This is a genomic window from Vibrio viridaestus (genome assembly GCF_003856525.1).
Classification (GTDB): Bacteria; Pseudomonadota; Gammaproteobacteria; order Enterobacterales; family Vibrionaceae; genus Vibrio; species Vibrio viridaestus.
In genome coordinates this window covers 64406-81597 of record NZ_RJVQ01000008.1, presented here as the reverse complement: position 1 = coordinate 81597, position 17192 = coordinate 64406, and the positions used below count along the sequence as shown (strand labels likewise).

General features: G+C 41.0%; 17 protein-coding genes, 1 riboswitch and 1 other annotated feature. Of the genes, 13 read left to right on the top strand and 4 right to left on the bottom strand.

Annotated features, from left to right (window positions below):
* Positions 1 to 70: 70 nt before the first annotated feature.
* From EES38_RS16545 to EES38_RS16510, 8 genes are read left to right on the top strand one after another with little or no spacing between them, the layout of a single operon-like run.
* Complete coding sequence (locus EES38_RS16545; RefSeq protein ID WP_243694214.1) at positions 71 to 490, top strand: nuclear transport factor 2 family protein; 420 nt, start codon at positions 71 to 73, stop codon at positions 488 to 490.
* Positions 484 to 1212: an SDR family NAD(P)-dependent oxidoreductase gene (locus EES38_RS16540; protein ID WP_208020471.1), complete on the top strand. Its 729-nt coding sequence runs from the start codon at positions 484 to 486 to the stop codon at positions 1210 to 1212. The genes EES38_RS16545 and EES38_RS16540 overlap by 7 nt, the downstream gene beginning before the upstream one ends.
* Before the next feature lie 10 nt (positions 1213 to 1222).
* Complete coding sequence (locus EES38_RS16535; protein ID WP_124938325.1) at positions 1223 to 2524, top strand: NAD(P)/FAD-dependent oxidoreductase; 1302 nt, start codon at positions 1223 to 1225, stop codon at positions 2522 to 2524.
* Positions 2524 to 3285, top strand: coding sequence for a DUF1365 domain-containing protein (locus EES38_RS16530; RefSeq protein ID WP_124938324.1), 762 nt, complete (start codon positions 2524 to 2526; stop codon positions 3283 to 3285). Before EES38_RS16535 ends, EES38_RS16530 begins: the two co-directional genes overlap by 1 nt.
* 11 nt (positions 3286 to 3296) lie before the next feature.
* A complete protein-coding gene (locus tag EES38_RS16525) occupies positions 3297 to 4538 on the top strand; it encodes an SAM-dependent methyltransferase (protein WP_124938323.1) in 1242 nt (413 codons plus the stop codon).
* An 11-nt stretch (positions 4539 to 4549) separates the two neighbouring features.
* Positions 4550 to 5038 (top strand): DUF2878 domain-containing protein, encoded by a 489-nt coding sequence (locus EES38_RS16520; RefSeq protein WP_124938322.1) that lies wholly within the window; start codon positions 4550 to 4552, stop codon positions 5036 to 5038.
* Between the two features lies 1 nt (position 5039).
* The gene (locus EES38_RS16515) at positions 5040 to 5573 is read left to right on the top strand and encodes a hypothetical protein (protein ID WP_124938321.1); all 534 of its coding nucleotides are present in this window, start codon (positions 5040 to 5042) and stop codon (positions 5571 to 5573) included.
* Positions 5570 to 6094, top strand: a complete 525-nt coding sequence (locus EES38_RS16510; RefSeq protein WP_124938320.1) for a DUF3833 domain-containing protein — start codon at positions 5570 to 5572, stop codon at positions 6092 to 6094. Before EES38_RS16515 ends, EES38_RS16510 begins: the two co-directional genes overlap by 4 nt.
* Before the next feature lie 35 nt (positions 6095 to 6129).
* Here EES38_RS16510 and purB read toward each other — a convergent pair whose 3' ends face one another.
* The 3 genes from purB to mnmA are packed head-to-tail and all read right to left on the bottom strand — an operon-like array spanning position 6130 to position 9318.
* Positions 6130 to 7500, bottom strand: coding sequence for an adenylosuccinate lyase (gene purB, locus EES38_RS16505; protein ID WP_124938319.1), 1371 nt, complete (start codon positions 7498 to 7500; stop codon positions 6130 to 6132).
* Between the two features lie 54 nt (positions 7501 to 7554).
* Positions 7555 to 8175, bottom strand: coding sequence for a high frequency lysogenization protein HflD (hflD, locus tag EES38_RS16500; RefSeq protein WP_124938318.1), 621 nt, complete (start codon positions 8173 to 8175; stop codon positions 7555 to 7557).
* Positions 8176 to 8196: 21 nt separating this feature from the next.
* Positions 8197 to 9318, bottom strand: a complete 1122-nt coding sequence (gene mnmA / locus EES38_RS16495; RefSeq protein WP_124938317.1) for a tRNA 2-thiouridine(34) synthase MnmA — start codon at positions 9316 to 9318, stop codon at positions 8197 to 8199.
* A gap of 256 nt (positions 9319 to 9574) precedes the next feature.
* Between mnmA and EES38_RS16490 the strand changes: the two genes are divergently transcribed.
* Positions 9575 to 10879: an inosine/guanosine kinase gene (locus EES38_RS16490; protein ID WP_124938316.1), complete on the top strand. Its 1305-nt coding sequence runs from the start codon at positions 9575 to 9577 to the stop codon at positions 10877 to 10879.
* 53 nt (positions 10880 to 10932) lie between these two features.
* On the opposite strand, the gene EES38_RS16485 is transcribed toward EES38_RS16490, so the two are convergent.
* A complete protein-coding gene (locus tag EES38_RS16485) occupies positions 10933 to 11340 on the bottom strand; it encodes an H-NS family histone-like protein (protein ID WP_124938315.1) in 408 nt (135 codons plus the stop codon).
* Between the two features lie 345 nt (positions 11341 to 11685).
* A riboswitch (Lysine riboswitch) is annotated at positions 11686 to 11869 on the top strand.
* Between the two features lie 110 nt (positions 11870 to 11979).
* Here EES38_RS16485 and EES38_RS16480 point away from each other — a divergent pair.
* From EES38_RS16480 to hisC, 4 genes are all read left to right on the top strand, one after another.
* Positions 11980 to 13560, top strand: coding sequence for a Na+/H+ antiporter NhaC family protein (locus EES38_RS16480; RefSeq protein WP_124938314.1), 1581 nt, complete (start codon positions 11980 to 11982; stop codon positions 13558 to 13560).
* A gap of 182 nt (positions 13561 to 13742) precedes the next feature.
* Positions 13743 to 13876, top strand: a sequence feature (His leader region).
* Between the two features lie 48 nt (positions 13877 to 13924).
* Entirely contained in the window at positions 13925 to 14821 is an 897-nt protein-coding gene (hisG, locus tag EES38_RS16475; protein WP_124938313.1) for an ATP phosphoribosyltransferase, read from the top strand.
* A 4-nt stretch (positions 14822 to 14825) separates the two neighbouring features.
* Complete coding sequence (hisD, locus tag EES38_RS16470; protein ID WP_124938312.1) at positions 14826 to 16121, top strand: histidinol dehydrogenase; 1296 nt, start codon at positions 14826 to 14828, stop codon at positions 16119 to 16121.
* 3 nt (positions 16122 to 16124) lie between these two features.
* A complete protein-coding gene (gene hisC, locus EES38_RS16465; protein WP_124938311.1) occupies positions 16125 to 17168 on the top strand; it encodes a histidinol-phosphate transaminase in 1044 nt (347 codons plus the stop codon).
* The last annotated feature ends 24 nt before the right edge of the window (positions 17169 to 17192 follow it).

Here is a 17192-nt window from a genome sequence, read left to right as displayed (position 1 = left end):
TTAAATTTGTATAAGTTTTTTAATTGTACTATGTTTACAAGTAAATATTTTGTACAACTTTTGGATGTGTATGAATGTCGAACATTTCATCAAGGTTTATACTGAGCTCAATAGAGATAATCTGGATTTAGTCACTTCAATTTACCATCCAGATATAGAGTTTCAGGACCCCGCTCATAAATTGAATGGTCTCAGTGCGCTGCTGGGGTATTTTCGTGGGCTCTATTCGAACGTATCTAGCTGCCAATTTAATATCTTCAATGTCGATATTGTTGAAGACAAAGCCTATCTGATGTGGGAAATGACTTACTCACATCCAAAACTCAATCACAAAAAACCGATCACTGTTCAGGGTGCAAGTCTCATACGTTTTAAAGATGGCCTCGTAATATATCATCGTGACTTTTTAGACCTTGGAGCAATGCTTTATGAGCACATTCCACTCGTGGGTAACGTGATTAAAGCGCTGAAGAGGAGGATGGCATCATGAGTACAGTTTGGATAACAGGGGCGAGTTCAGGTATCGGTGCTCAACTCGCTATTGATTTTGCTGAGCGGGGATGGAATGTCATTGCTTGTGGGCGCAGTCAGGAAAAGTTGGAAAAACTCACCCAAAGCCACGAGCGAATCGTAGCCTCGACGTTTGATATTACGAATCCAGAAGAAGTCGAATTTGCAATAGAAGCGATTGATCAGAAGCCAGATTGTTGGGTGTTAAACGCGGGTGATTGTCTTTACATAGATGAAGGGGTAATCAATGTAGACACGTTTAAACACGTGATGGAAGTTAATTTTATGGGGACGATTAATTGCCTGCAAGCAATCCAAACTCGTTTAAGACCTGGTGACCATGTTGTGTTAACTGGCTCAATTGCTAGTGAGTTAGCTCTTCCTCGCGCAGAGGCATACGGAGCCTCTAAAGCGGCGCTCAACTATCTCTTTCGCTCATTACAGCATGATTGGAAGACGAAAAATATCGATATGTCCCTAGTCATGCCGGGATTTGTTGATACTCCACTTACTAAGAAAAACAACTTTCCCATGCCGATGTGTATTTCAGTAGAGCAGGCTAGCAAGGCGATGCTTACGGGCATTTTAGCCAAGAAACCCTATATTTATTTTCCGAGAAGATTTACCGGCATAATTCGATTTTTATCGATTTTACCTAAAGAAATTCAACGCAGATTAGTCGCACACTTAGTCAGATCGTGAGGAGATTAAAATGAAAATCGCTATTATTGGTAGTGGAATATCAGGGCTGACGGCCGCTCATTATCTTAGTGAAAAACACGACGTAACTGTGTATGAGTCTAACGATTATATTGGTGGTCATACAGCCACAGTTGATGTAGAAACGCCTCACGGCAAAGTGGCTATTGATACTGGCTTTATTGTGTATAACGATAAAACCTATCCGAACTTCATTCGTTTGTTAAACGAGCTTGGGGTGGAAAGCACACCAACGGAAATGAGTTTTAGCGTGCGAAATGATGATTGTGACCTAGAATACAACGGTCATACACTAGCGACGCTATTCGCTCAAAAGAGCAATTGGCTGCGGCCTTCTTTTTATGCTTTTTTATATGAAATTGTACGATTTAACAAAATAGCGAAAGAACAGTACAGGCACTCAACAGAACTAACGCTTAATCAAACATTAGGGGATTTTCTCAAGCAGCATAATTTTTCTGAGTATTTTTGTCAGAATTATATCTTACCAATGGGTGCCGCAATTTGGTCGTCGACCGTTGCCGATATGAGAGAGTTTCCACTTTTTTTCTTCCTACGATTTTTCGCAAACCACGGCTTACTCGATATCGTCAATCGCCCACAATGGTACGTAATCAAAGGTGGTTCCAGAGAATATATAAAGCCACTTATTGAACGATTTAAGGATTCTATACACCTTAAATCAAGAGTGATCGGTATCAAACGCACCCAATTTGGTGTCGAGGTTGAAACCCTAAAAGGAAGTGCGATATACGAGCACGTCATTTTAGCCTGTCATAGTGATCAGGCACTCGGAATGTTAAGTGATGCAACTGAAGCTGAGCGTTCTGTGCTAGGGCAAATTAAATATCAAGAGAATCAGGTAACGCTTCACCGTGACACGACACTATTGCCAAAGAGAAGTAAAGCGTGGGCTGCGTGGAATTATTGGATTTCCGATAAAGACGACAAGCAGAAAAATAGAAAACCGACTCTAACCTATAATATGAATATATTGCAGCGTCTGGAACTGCCGACAACTTATTGCGTCAGCCTCAATAGCGATAATGTTATTCATCCTCAAGACATTATCCGGCGGTTTAAGTATTACCATCCTATGTTCAATACGGACACCATCGTCGCTCAGGCTCGCAAGCATGAAATAAATGGTAAGGCTCGGACTTGGTTCTGCGGTGCTTATTGGTATAACGGTTTTCACGAAGATGGCGTCAGGAGCGCTTTGGATATCGTAAGACAAATTGAAATGTTGCAAGACTCTCAAGAACATCTTGAGGAAACTCAAGGAGCTGCGTAATGGATTTCTCCAGTCGTCTAATGATAGGAGAGATACGTCATAGACGGTTTTGTCCTAAAAATCACGAGCTTTCGTACTCGATATTCATGCCATGTATTAACCTCGATGATGTCGATGCCTTATCGAAAAGAGTGTTTTTGTTCGGCCAAAGAGCCTGGAACTGGGCTAGGTTTAAGAAAAGTGATTATTTCCATTGTCATGCGTCAACATTGAAAGGGGCGGTAATCAATAAGGTTAATGAGTTAAGTGGTCAGAGTCTATCGCAAGAATCAACTACGGTGATGGCACTTATTAATCTGCGCTACGCGGGCTTCTACTTTAGTCCGGTCAATTTCTACTATGTTTACGATGAGAACGATCAGTGGAACAGTTTAGTTGCGGAAGTCAGTAACACACCATGGAATGAGAGGCACTATTACATTTTAGATCCCAACGATGATGTTATTTCATTCAGTAAGAATTTTCATGTATCTCCGTTTAACCCGATAGACCAACTTTATAAATGGCGGGTTAAGCCACTTAGTAAAAAACTGATGATCCATATCGAATGCCATAGCGAAGAAAAACAATTTGATGCCACTTTGAGCCTCAAAGCCAAACCTTTTGACAACAAAGAGCTGTTCAAGTTACTGCTGAAAACACCCGTTCAGTCGATGAAAATGCTTATAGGAATTTATTGGCATGCTTTCTTACTTTGGAAAAAGGGAACACCAATATATGACCACCCCGATAGTAAGAAAAGTTCCAGCCATAGAAGTTAGGAGAGAAACGAATGTTGAAGTCAACTGCCATTAAAGTAACTCAACTATCGAGAGAGGCGCGTATTTCTCGCGGTATCGTGTTTAAATTTTTAGACTCATTGAGAAATGGTCGACTAATAGTTGAAGAAAAATTTGCAGACAGTGGACATGGTACGCAATTTCAATTTGGTGAAATAAGCGGTGAAGTAAGCGCTGAAGGAGTCATAACCATATTTGATGAAAGTGTGTATTCCAGAATTTTGAAAGGAGGCAGTATTGCAGCTGCCGAAGCCTATATAGAAGGCTTGTGGGATAGCCCCGATTTGACTCTGTTAACTCAGTTGATGGCAGCCAATGCCGATACACTAGATCGAATTGAGGCTAAGACATCCTGGCTAACCTCACTTTATTATCGTTTGGGACATTTTATGAAGCGGAACTCGCTGGTGAGAGCGAAAGAGAATATTCATGCTCATTACGATATCGGAAATAGCTTTTATCAATTGTTCTTAGACGAAAAGATGTTGTATTCAAGTGCATTATTTGAGGCTCAGAATGAATCGTTAGGCGAAGCACAAATAAATAAGCTAAAGCGGTTATGTGAACAGCTCGAGCTAAAACCAAGCGATCATGTAATTGAAATTGGTACCGGATGGGGCGCGATGGCTGTATATATGGCAGAACATTACGGATGTCGGGTTACTACGACGACCATTTCAGAAGAGCAATACCACTACGTAAAAAATCTAGTTGAAAGCAAAGGACTTGGAGAGCGCATTACCCTCCTAAATCAAGATTATCGAGAACTCAAAGGTAAGTACGATAAACTTGTGTCTATTGAGATGATAGAAGCTGTAGGCAAGCAATATCTTAACGGCTACATAGAGAAGTGTAACGAACTCCTCAATCCACGCGGTAAAATGGCTATTCAGGCGATTACTATTGCAGATCAGAGGTATGAAAGCTACTCACGTAACGTTGATTTTATTCAGAAGTATATTTTCCCCGGAGGTTTTCTGCCTTCAATCAATGCACTATTAAATTCGACATCATCCCATAGTGAGTTTAACCTTCGTTGCGTGAAGGATATTGGTCTAGATTATGCCCAAACACTTAAGTACTGGAGAGAGCGTTTTGAACAACAGATCGAAAAAGTGAGAGCACAAGGATACGATGAGCGATTTATTCGGATGTGGCGTTACTACCTCTGTTATTGCGAGGGGGGATTTTTAAGTAAATCGATAAGTACTGTTCAGCTGACGTTTGAAAAATAGCGAACAGATCCATGTTATGGCCTCTGTATCTGTCGATCCTGTTTCAATCTATTTGGTTTGTTCTAATTTTAGGAACCTCTGAAGTTGAATGGCCCGTTCTTCCTATTGTGGTGATTGTTTACATCGTTTCGTTTCTTCGCCATAAGCACATTACAACACGGGCACTTTTTATCGGTTGTATGGGATGCATGCTTGACATTGCTAATACGCAATTCGGTCTATTTCTATTTGATGAAAATGGGCTGTTGGTACCCCTGTGGCTAATAGAGCTTTGGTTCTGCTTTTCTATTTATATTTCATTCTTAATGGTGAAATTTATCTCGTGGAACCAATTTCTTTTGCTTTTAGCTGGCGGAATAGGTGGCATGCTTAGTTATTATGCGGCGTATCGGATTGGTGTGGTTGAGTTTACTCAATCACTGCATCTCACTCTCGTTATCCTATTTCTCGAATGGATGGCCGTTATGTTCCTCATCCGAAAATGCCATGCGGAGAACTAATATGCTTGTGAAGAAAGTGGGACTATCACTGTTTTTTTTTTTCTCGACTTCCGTGGGTGCGACTTCGGATTGGTATCAATGGTCTAAAGTGGGACAAGCAGATTTTTCGGTGTTTATTTGGGATATCTATGTTTCCCAGCTTCTCAGTGAAGAGGGAACGGTGAACATACAGAAACCCTTCGCCGAGCAAAATATTGCTCTGGTCATTCAATATAAGCGAGATATTACTGCGACTAAGTTGCTTGAAGCAACCGAAGATCAATGGCATGGGCTTGGTTATCCCGATGATGAGATTAAACACTGGAGTAAAAATTTAGCGCAGGTCTATCCCGATATAGAAGAAGGTGACTCATTGTCGTATGTCAGTCGCAGTGGGGCAGCATCATTTTACTTTAAGGCTGTTGGTGCTAATGAGTGGAATAAAGTATCGAATGATTTGTCTCCAGAGTTCACCAACGCCTTCTTATCAATTTGGTTATCAGATGACACGCAATATCCTCAGCAGAGACAAAAACTTTTAGGAGAGAATAAATGAAATATCTAAAACTACTTATCTTGCCAATTTCTCTTTTCTTAATGAGTTGTTCTGCTGATTTAGATGAGTATAAAGAGTCAACCCCTGATTTCGAGCTATTTTCATTTTTTGATGGTCAAACTCAGGCATGGGGGATGGTGCAGGATTATACTGGAAAACAAACTAGGCGTTTTCATGTGGATATCAAAGGACGTGTTAATGGTAATCAACTTACCCTTGATGAATCGTTTGTTTATCATGACGGAGAAACAGACAAGCGTGTTTGGACGATAATGAAGCAAAGCGACGGAACCTACACTGGTACAGCGGGCGATATTATTGGCACGGCAAAAGGACAGACATTAGGTAATGCTTTTCGCTGGCAATACGATTTCAACTTAAAGTTGGACGATGGTGATATTGATGTTTCGTTTGATGATTGGTTGTACCGACAGGATGAAAACCATCTTTTCAATGTATCGTACATCAAAAAGTTTGGAGTTACTGTTGGCAAAGTAACGTTATTTTTCCAAAAAAAATAGGGCATTAAGCCCTATTTTCTTGCATATCAGAGTAGTTACAGTTTGTCTGTTAACTCGATGGCTTGTCCGATGTAACTTGCCGGCGTCATTTGTTTAAGACGAACTTTTTCTTCTTCAGGAAGCTCAAGTCCATCAATAAAGCTACGCATTGCTTCGCCATCAACTCTCTTACCACGAGTCAGTTCTTTTAACTTCTCATATGGCTTCTCGATACCGTAACGGCGCATTACCGTTTGAATTGGCTCTGCGAGTACTTCCCAGTTTTTGTCTAACTCAGCAAGTAGAGCATCACGGTTCACTTCAAGTTTACTAATTCCTTTAAGCGTCGATGTGTATGCGATAATCGCGTAGCCAGCGCCAACGCCAAGGTTACGTAGTACAGTTGAGTCTGTTAGGTCGCGCTGCCAGCGAGAAATAGGCAGCTTTTGAGCTAGGTGGTTAAAAATTGCATTCGCCAGCCCAAGGTTACCTTCAGAGTTTTCGAAGTCAATTGGGTTAACTTTGTGCGGCATAGTTGAAGAACCAATTTCACCCGCAATCGTTTTCTGCTTGAAGTGACCTAAAGCGATATAGCCCCAGATGTCACGGTCAAAATCGATTAAGATCGTGTTAAAGCGCGCGATGGCATCAAACAGTTCAGCAATATAATCGTGTGGCTCGATCTGAGTTGTGTAAGGATTCCAAGTAACACCCAAAGACTCAGTTACAAACTCTTCGCTGAATTTATGCCAGTCAAGATCAGGATAAGCAGACAGGTGAGCGTTGTAGTTACCAACAGCACCGTTGATCTTAGCTAGAATTTCAACGTTCTCAATCTGCTTGTATTGACGCTCCATACGGTAGACTACGTTTGCCATTTCTTTACCCATCGTCGAAGGTGACGCAGGTTGACCGTGTGTCCGAGATAGTAAAGGAATGTCACGATATTCAACAGCTAGCTTTCTAATCGCATCAATAATATTACGAATTTCAGGGAGGATTACTTCTTCGCGAGCTTCTTTTAGCATTAATGCGTGAGATGTATTGTTAATATCCTCTGAAGTACATGCGAAATGGATGAACTCAGTTACCGCGTGTAACTCAGGAACACTGGCTACTTTCTCTTTTAGGAAGTACTCAACCGCTTTTACGTCATGGTTAGTAGTACGCTCGATTTCCTTGATGCGCTCAGCGTCATTTTCACTGAAATTAGCCGCAAGTTGGTCTAGGAAATCGTTTGCTTCTTTACTAAAAGAAGGAACTTCTGGGATTCCGGCTGTAGCTGAAAGCTTTTGTAACCAACGGATTTCAACGATAGCACGATACTTTAGGAGACCATACTCACTAAAAATACTGCGTAACGCAATCGTTTTACTTCCGTAACGGCCATCTACCGGTGAAACAGCAGTCAGTGCTGACAGTTCCATGTTTATCTCCTGAATATTGAGTTAAGTGAGAGAGAAGGGTGTCATTATGAATTTCTAATGAATTCTAGCAAGTAATATTCTCGCCTGTTCGACGATTTTTTTACGTCCAAAAATCAGATGGCGTCTCTTACCACCGACTTGGCGCCATAATACAGCACAGCGAATTCCGGATAATAGGAGTGCGCGGACCTTTTGCTGGTTTAACGTTTGCTGTAAAACAGATGGAGTACCTGAAATTTGAATACGTGGGCCAATAGGGCTAATTACGTCCAAATAAATACTCGCACAGTTGCTTATCATCTGTTCTTCTAAAATGGAAAAGTGCTCGGATTGTCTCACTAGCGTGTCGAGGCGATCGCCTAACTGAGACATGGCATCATTGCGAGCATTCAGCTTTCTTTCCAAAGCCATGATACTAATAATATAGCGGGTTAGCTCATTACCAGATGGAGAACTATCTAATTTGTTAGTTAAGTACTCGAGGCCCACTTTCAAATTTGATTCGTCGCCAAAAATATCTATCGTGCTATTGGGATTCAAGTTTAGGATAGCTTTTAAAGAAGCTTCAAAAGCATTCTCATCACAGCTACCGTCTCTCGCTACTTTTTGTACCAGAGCGGCCGCTTGGCAGAGCCCGGCAAATGCGATTGTACGGTCATAATTCGAATGAGACACTTTTAAGCTCCTTTTAATCAACTAAATGCGTTTTTCAATGATGCCGCCACCAAGGCAAACTTCATCCTTATAAAATACTGCAGATTGTCCCGGTGTAACAGCAACCTGAGGTTCGTCAAATATGACCTTGATATTATTGTCGTCAATTGGGATCACAGTGCAAGGAATATCAGCCTGTCTGTAACGAGTTTTTACAGAACATTTAAATGGTTCTTGAATAGTATCACGGTCTACCCAGTGTAGTTGAGACGCAATTAATCCCTCAGACTTGAGTAGGGGGTGGTCTGCGCCTTGCACTGCGATCAATACATTTCGCTTGAGGTCTTTATCCGCAACGTACCAAGGATCTTCGTGACCACCGCCGCCTTTTTGACCACCGATATGAAGGCCTTTTCGTTGCCCAAGTGTGTGGTACATAAGACCTTGGTGTTCACCAATAATTCTGCCTTCAGGAGTTTCAATATTACCAGGCTGAGCTGGTAGATAACGCGATAGAAACTCAGTAAATTTGCGTTCACCAATAAAGCAAATGCCTGTCGAGTCCTTTTTCTTTGCTGTTATCAGATTTTGTTCTTCAGCAATACGACGAACTTCGGGTTTCTCAAGTTCACCTACAGGGAATAGGCTTCGTGCCACTTGCTCATGACTTAATGTGTATAAAAAGTAGCTTTGGTCCTTGTTATTATCAAGCCCACGAAGCATTTGTGGGCGTTCGCCATTTTCTGGGAATGTACGTCTAACGTAATGGCCCATAGCGATGTAATCTGCGTCGAGTACTTCATCCGCAAATTCTAGAAATGCTTTGAATTTGATTTCTTTATTACAAAGAATATCAGGATTTGGCGTGCGTCCAGCTTTATATTCCGCTAAGAAATATTCGAATACGTTATCCCAATACTCTGCTGCAAAATTGATTTTATGCAGGTGTATACCAAGCTTGTCGCAAACCGCTTGAGCATCCGCAAGATCTTGAGCTGCAGTGCAGTATTCTTCACCATCATCCTCTTCCCAGTTTTTCATAAACAAGCCTTCTACTTGGTAGCCTTGTTGCTGAAGAAGATACGCAGATACAGAGGAATCAACTCCCCCTGACATGCCAACGATGACTTTCTTTTGGCTATTTGCGTCTGGATTTTTGGTCATAATCTTTACCACTTTAAAAACGTGGCGCAGATTTTATCAGAAAGAGTTAGAAGGGGACAGAGTTAGAATGCGCTAAGTGATGAATGACCAGAGTTGGTTGACTGTTATGTAAACAACTAAAGCGTCATGTGCTCAATATTCACCATATTATTCACTTTATTTTTAACGTAATCGATTGCATCTAGAAAGGTGAATTGCGCCATTCTTAGGTGCATTATAAAATTATATCAATCTTAAATGAGCTTTATTAAATCGCATGAAATTTCCTGGTCAGAGAAAATCTAAACATTATTTCCCCGTTAATGAGAGAGACCCACTCATAGTGCCCAATGCTCCAGAGCATGAGTTAACCTTTACTCACGTTATTGGCATCGATCAGGTTCTCGTTGATATTGAAGCAAAAGTACCCAACGAGATAATTGAGAAATATAATCTCAGTGTTGGCCACTCTTTGGTTATAGATGATGAGAGAGCCGAAGCTCTTTATTGCGAATTAGTTGAGCAAAATCTGATCACTGACCAATTTGCTGGTGGTACGATTGGAAATACTCTGCATAATTATTCCGTACTCGCTGACTCACGATCAACATTATTGGGTGTAATGAGTGAGAATATACGGATTGGTAGCTATGGATATCAATATTTATCAAATACTTCGAGTCGAGTTGATTTAAATTATCTGCAAGGTGTTGATGGACCAATAGGTCGATGTTTTGCATTAATTTCAGATAATGGGGAACGAACGTTTGCTATTAATGAAGGGAAAATGAATCGACTTTTCCCTGAAAGTATTCCTGAATCTATTTTTAAAAATGCTTCTGCACTAGTTTTAAGCGCTTATTTATTACGATGTAAAGATGGCGATCCTATGCCAGAATCAGCAATGAAGGCAATTGAATACGCGAAGAAATATGAAGTACCAATAGTATTAACTCTCGGTACTAAATATGTAATTGAAAACAATGTTTCTTTTTGGCAAACATTTATTCGAGATCATGTGACAGTGGTTGCGATGAATGAGGAAGAAGGCGAATCATTAACGGGAATTTCAGACCCGTTACTTGCGGCAAATAAAGTTTTGGATTGGGTTGACTTGGTATTGTGCACAGCCGGACCGATTGGTTTGTTTATGGCTGGATATACCGATGACTCTGCGAAAAGAGAGACAAATAGACCTTTATTGCCTGGTTCAATAGCTGAATTTAACCAATATGAATTTAGCCGTCCAATGCGTAAAAATAAATGTGATGACCCCATGAGAGTGTATTCTCATATTTCTCCTTATATGGGTGGTCCTGAAAAGATTAAAAATACCAATGGGGCTGGGGATGCCGCTCTAGCCGCTATTCTTCATGATATGGCCGCGAATGGTTTTCATAAAGTCAACGTTCCTAACTCTAGAAAACATGACTATGAATGTTTGACCTATTCCTCTTTTTCTCAGGTTTGTAAATATGCAAACCGAGCGAGTTTTGAAGTGTTATCTCAACATTCTCCTCGCTTATCTAGAGGGTTGCCAGAACGTGAAGATTGCTTAGAAGAATCTTATTGGGACAGATAAAAAAAGAGGCTCTTAAGAGCCTCTTTTTTAAATGCGTCATTTAGCATCGTTATTTAGATTGCAAAATCTTCAATACTTTTTCCTTCGTCCAGAGCTTTCTGGATTACTGAAGGAGTACGGCCTTGGCCAGTCCAAGTTTTTTCTTCGCCGTTATCATCGATATATTTATATTTCGCTGGGCGAGGTTTTCTTTTGCTTTTCGTTTTTGTTTTTACTTCACCAGATAAAGCAGAGATTAACGCGTCAACATCAATACCGTCTTTTGCTATTTGATTTGCAATTGCAGCAAGTTTTTCTTCTTGAGCTGCACGTTCTGCTTGCTCTTGTTCTTCAATTTCTTTTCTTTCTTCTACAACAAGAGTTAATTTTTCTAAAGCTTCTTCTAATTGTGGAAGAGTTAAGTCGCGCGCATAAGCACGTAGGCTACGAATGTTTAATAATGTTTTAGTTAGTTCAGACATCACAAGTTCCTACTAATAAGAATATAAATACGTTATAAGAATAAATCTGTACCGCATATATTACAATACAGAGCAAATAAATAATATATCAAAAACCAGAGAAAGGTTAATTATTGGTAAATATTTGTCACTAATTATAAATAGATTTAATGATTTCTCTTAAATAAGAGTAGTAAATGAATTTTTATTCACTCTATGTGATTTTAAATGGATTTTAATACTGATTAATGTAAATTTAGTGGTTAATAATGTTGAAAAAATGATTTTTGCCATTAAAATAGCGCGCTCCTAGCTTAGGTGTTGGTGTTTTCTATTAATATGAAATCATATTACTTGTTAACAGACACCTTATGTAGAGGTGCAATTTAAATGAGTAATTACAGGTAGGGTGATGCCGTTGATCTGTAAAGAAAGGTTATTTTGCCGAAGTAAACTGTATATCTAATGCAATTTGCTGGGGTTGTTTTCGAATAGGAACAACACTGCCATAGTCAAAATGTGAATAAAACTATGGAGCGCTACTGTGGGTTGGGTGGAGTGTTCACTTCCCTTTCACTTGGTTCAACAATTGCAAACAGCTTGAGTTGTAATGTTCTGCAGTAGATCTCTTCCCATATTTATAATTGGTGATTGAAGATCATGATTTTAATTGATTTAAGTTCCTCATTTGTTTCGGTAATACCGGCGGTAATTGCGCTCAGTATGGCAATTTTTACGCGCAAAGTATTATTATCTCTCGGGGTCGGTATTGTACTTGGTGCATTATTATTAACCGACTATTCTTTAATGAAAAGTGCCGTTTATATTAAAGATCAAGTAGTTGCGATTGTTATTGATGATGGCAGTATAAATAGCTGGAATATGAGTATTGTCGCTTTTCTTATACTGTTAGGCATGATGACAGCCGTTTTAACGCTATCAGGTGGCACAAGAGCATTCGCTGATTGGGCACAAAGTAAGGTTAAAGGTAAAGTTGGTTCACAACTTCTAGCGGCATTCCTTGGAGTATTCATTTTTGTAGATGACTATTTTAATAGTCTGGCTGTTGGCTCCATTGCTCGTCCTGTCACGGATCGTTTTGACGTTTCTCGTTCAAAACTTGCTTATATCCTAGATTCTACTGCTGCACCTATGTGCGTTATTATGCCAGCCTCAAGTTGGGGGGCATATATAATGACCATCGTTGGCGGAATATTGGTGTCTCATGGGATCACCGAATATAGCCCGCTTGGTGCTTACGTTCGTCTAATTCCTATGAATTTCTATGCGATATTTGCTCTATTGATGGTGTTTGCAGTTATAATTTTTAAACTCGATATTGGTGTGATGAGAAAACATGAAAATGACATGTCTCATCAAGATAGTGATAACTCAGCATCCGATCTGATGGATGAATTGGATATCCAAGAGAGCAGCACCGGACGAGTCTCTGATCTTATTCTACCTATCATTATTCTAATCATAGCGACCGTATGTTCTATGCTCTACACCGGAAACGAATCTCTATCGTCAGAAGGTAAGCCTTTTAGTGTACTTGGTGCGTTTGAGAATACGGATGTCGGTACATCTCTGATCTATGGTGGTATCGCGGGTGTAATTTCAGCACTTGTAGCTGTTTTCAGACAAGGTATATCCATTACACGTGCAAGTTCTGCATTGTGGCTTGGCGCTAGATCGATGTTTGGTGCGATTCTTATTTTAGTTTTTGCCTGGTCTATTGGTGCTGTGATTAAAGACATAAAGACCGGGGCTTATCTGGCTTCTTTAGTGCAGAGTAGTCATATTAACGTTCATTGGCTTCCGGTATTACTGTTTATACTATCTGGCCTTATGGCATTTGCTACTGGGACGTCATGGGGCACATTTGGTATAATGCTACCTATTGCAGGTGATATCGCGGGTTCTACAGACATCGCATTAATGTTGCCTATGCTGGGTGCTGTTTTGGCTGGGTCTGTGTTTGGTGATCACTGCTCGCCTATTTCTGATACAACTATCTTGTCATCAACTGGGGCTCGCTGCCATCACATTGACCATGTCTCGACACAGCTTCCCTATGCCATCGCCGTCGCTCTTGTATCGGCCGTTGGTTACATTGTCCTAGGTCTGACTGATTCGATACTTGTATCTTTCTCTGCTGCTTCAGTTGCGTTCGTCGTTGTTTGCTTTGCTATGTCAAAACTCGCAAAGAGCAAAGAACTGAGCATGGAAATTGCTTAATACACTGTAATTTAAGACGTTATAAGAGAGGCCATGCCTCTCTTTTTTATTTGTATTATACAAAATGACAAATGTTTAAAGAAAAAGTCATTTAAAGCTTGAAATCTAAGCACAGCTTGGTTAAGGTGACATCAACACAACGAATTGAGTAAAACCAGTATGCGCTTTTTTGAAACTAACCTTCATCATCACCATCATCCCTAATCGTCTTTCGGGGAGATGAGCGCGTACCCGGGAGACAGGATTCTCTCGGAGGTTAACATCTAAAGATTTTTGTTAAAACCCTCGGGAGCATACCTCCCGAGGGTTTTTTCTTTTTCGCCTAACAAAACGAAATAAGTTAAAGAATACAAGGAATAATGTAATGCAAGCACAACGACTAAGAATCGCAATTCAGAAAAAAGGTCGCCTAAGTAAAGAATGTATGGCTTTGCTCAAGCAATGTGGGGTTAAGTTCAATATTATGGGTGAACGTTTAGTTGTTCACTCAATGAATATGCCAATTGACCTGCTGCTTGTACGTGATGATGATATTCCAGGTCTCATCATGGATGGTGTTGTCGATTTAGGTTTTGTTGGTGAAAACGTATTAGAAGAAGAAAGACTAGACCGAGAAGCTGCAGGAGACCCATCCGCATTTGTTACGCTACGTCGCATGGATTTTGGTGGTTGTCGCTTATCTATCGCAATTAATAAAGACGAACAGTACAACGGCCCACAAGATTTAGTCGGCAAACGAATTGCCACTACTTATCCTCAATTACTCAAAGCGTACATGGATAGAAATGATATCCCATTTAGTACGTGTATGCTGACTGGTTCTGTAGAAGTTGCTCCACGTGCTGGATTAGCTGACGCGATTGCTGACCTTGTATCAACAGGTGCAACTCTTGAAGCGAATGGCTTAAAAGAAGCCGAAGTTATTTTTGAGTCCAAAGCGACTCTAATCCAACGTTCTGGTGAGTTTTCTTCAGACAAAGCGTCATTAATCGATCGTTTGCTAACTCGTATGAATGGTGTACAGCAAGCAAAAGAATCTAAATATATTATGCTGCACGCTCCAGTAGAAAAGTTGCAAGAAATCAAAGCACTGCTTCCTGGTGCAGAAGATCCAACTGTACTTCCATTATCAGCCGATAAATCCCGTATGGCTGTTCACTTGGTGAGCTCAGAGAATTTATTCTGGGAAACAATGGAACAACTTAAGGCACTAGGTGCGAGCTCCATTCTTGTTCTGCCAATTGAAAAAATGATGGAGTAAGATAATGAGAACTGTTGCATGGCAATCTTTGAGTAAAGAGCAGCAATCTTCCATATTAGAGCGTCCTGCCATCACGGAAGGTGCAAATATAAAAGCGGCTGTTTCGCAAGTCATAGAGCAAGTTCAAAACGGCGGCGATGAAGCGCTAAAAGAACTGACGGCTAAATTCGATAAAACGAGCCCTAAGTCTATTCGCGTTTCTAGTGACGATATCGATGCTGCCTGCGAGCGTCTTTCGGACAATATGAAAGCGGCATTGGAACAAGCTTACGCAAATATTAGTAAGTTTCACAAAGCACAAAAGCCACAACCGCTCAAAGTAGAAACAATGCCTGGGGTGGTTTGTGAACAAGTCACTCGTCCGATTAATACGGTCGGTCTGTATATTCCGGGCGGAAGTGCGCCGTTACCTTCAACTGTTTTGATGCTAGGTGTGCCAGCTCAAATTGCGGGCTGTCGCAAAGTTGTTCTTTGCTCGCCACCTCCTATAGCTGATGAAATCTTGTACGTTGCGAAATTGTGTAATATCGATGAAGTGTATAATGTCGGCGGTGGACAGGCTATTGCAGCAATGGCTTATGGCACGAAAACCGTATCTAAAGTAGACAAGATTTTCGGTCCTGGTAATGCATATGTAACCGAAGCAAAGCGTCAGGTAAGTAATGATTTTCGTGGTGCGGCTATCGATATGCCAGCGGGCCCGTCAGAAGTGATGGTGATTGCTGATGAGAGCGCAGAGCCTTCTTTTATCGCAGCTGATCTGCTAAGCCAGGCTGAGCATGGACCAGACTCTCAAGTTGTTTTAGTGACACCGTCACCAGTTCTTGCTGATCGAGTCACCGAAGAAGTGAAAACTCAGCTGAGTACGCTATCTCGTGCTGGTATCGCAGAAAAAGCGTTGTCTTCGAGTTTGATTATCGTCGCTGAGTCTCTTACACAGGCTGTTTCGATTTCTAATTACTATGGTCCTGAGCACTTAATCGTTCAAACCCGTAATCCTCGTGAGCTGCTGCCTTTACTCGATAATGCAGGTTCTATTTTCCTTGGAGATTGGTCACCAGAATCCGCAGGAGACTATGCGTCAGGTACAAACCACGTATTACCTACTTACGGTTACACCAGAACCTACTCGAGTTTGGGACTCGCTGACTTTAGTAAACGAATGACAGTACAGGAATTGAGTGCTGATGGGTTAAAAGCATTGGCTCCGACTGTAGTTACAATGGCTGAGGCAGAAGGCCTCGATGCACACAAACGAGCTGTTACGATTCGCGTTGAAAAACTGGCACAAGGAAAATAAGTCATGGAAAAACTAGCAAGAAAGCAAGTGCAGCAGCTTACTCCTTATCTTTCTGCGCGTCGTATCGGCGGTAAAGGCGATATTTGGTTGAATGCCAACGAGTCTCCTTATACTAACGAATATGCTTTAACACTGGACTCATTAAACCGTTATCCAGAATGTCAGCCTGAAGAACTCATTTCTGCGTATGCTTCATATGCCAATGTGCCTAGTGAGCAAGTTATTGCGACACGCGGTGCAGATGAAGGTATCGAACTATTGATTCGTGCTTACTGTGAGCCAGGTGAAGATGCAATTTTATATTGCCCTCCGACCTATGGAATGTACGCGATCAGTGCAGAAACGATTGGTGTTGAGCGTCGAACTGTTCCTCTGACCGCAGAATGGCAGTTGGATTTAGATTCGATAAAACAAAACTTAGACAACGTCAAAGTCGTTTTTGTCTGCAGTCCTAATAACCCTACGGGAAATTTAGTTGACCGTCAGGATATTGAAACGCTTCTTAAGTTAACTAAAGACAAAGCAATCGTGGTTCTCGATGAAGCTTATATCGATTTTTCGCCAGAGTCTTCAGTTGTTGATTTGATCGATACTTATCCAAATTTAGCCATATTGCGTACCTTGTCTAAAGCGTTTGCGTTAGCAGGACTTCGCTGTGGTTTTACTCTGGCAAATCCAGAGATCATTGGTGTGCTCATGAAAGTGATTGCGCCATACCCAATTCCAAAACCAGTCGCTGCTATTGCCTCTGATGCTCTTTCTCCAGCCGGACTTGCACGAGCAAAACGTCAGGTATTGGATATCAATGCGAATAAAGCATACCTACAAGCCGGGCTCTCTATGTTGAAGGATGTCACTGTCTTTGATGGATGGGGCAATTATCTTCTGGTTAAATTCCCTATGGGAGATGCAGCTTTCAAAGCCGCTTGGGACAACGGAATCATTTTGCGTAATTCGCCTATTGAAGATTGTATCCGCATCAGTATTGGTAGCCGAGAAGAGTGCGAAAAAACGCTGGCTTTTCTTCGTAATTACATCGAATCGTAACGACTCATTAAAAGGATTTGTTCC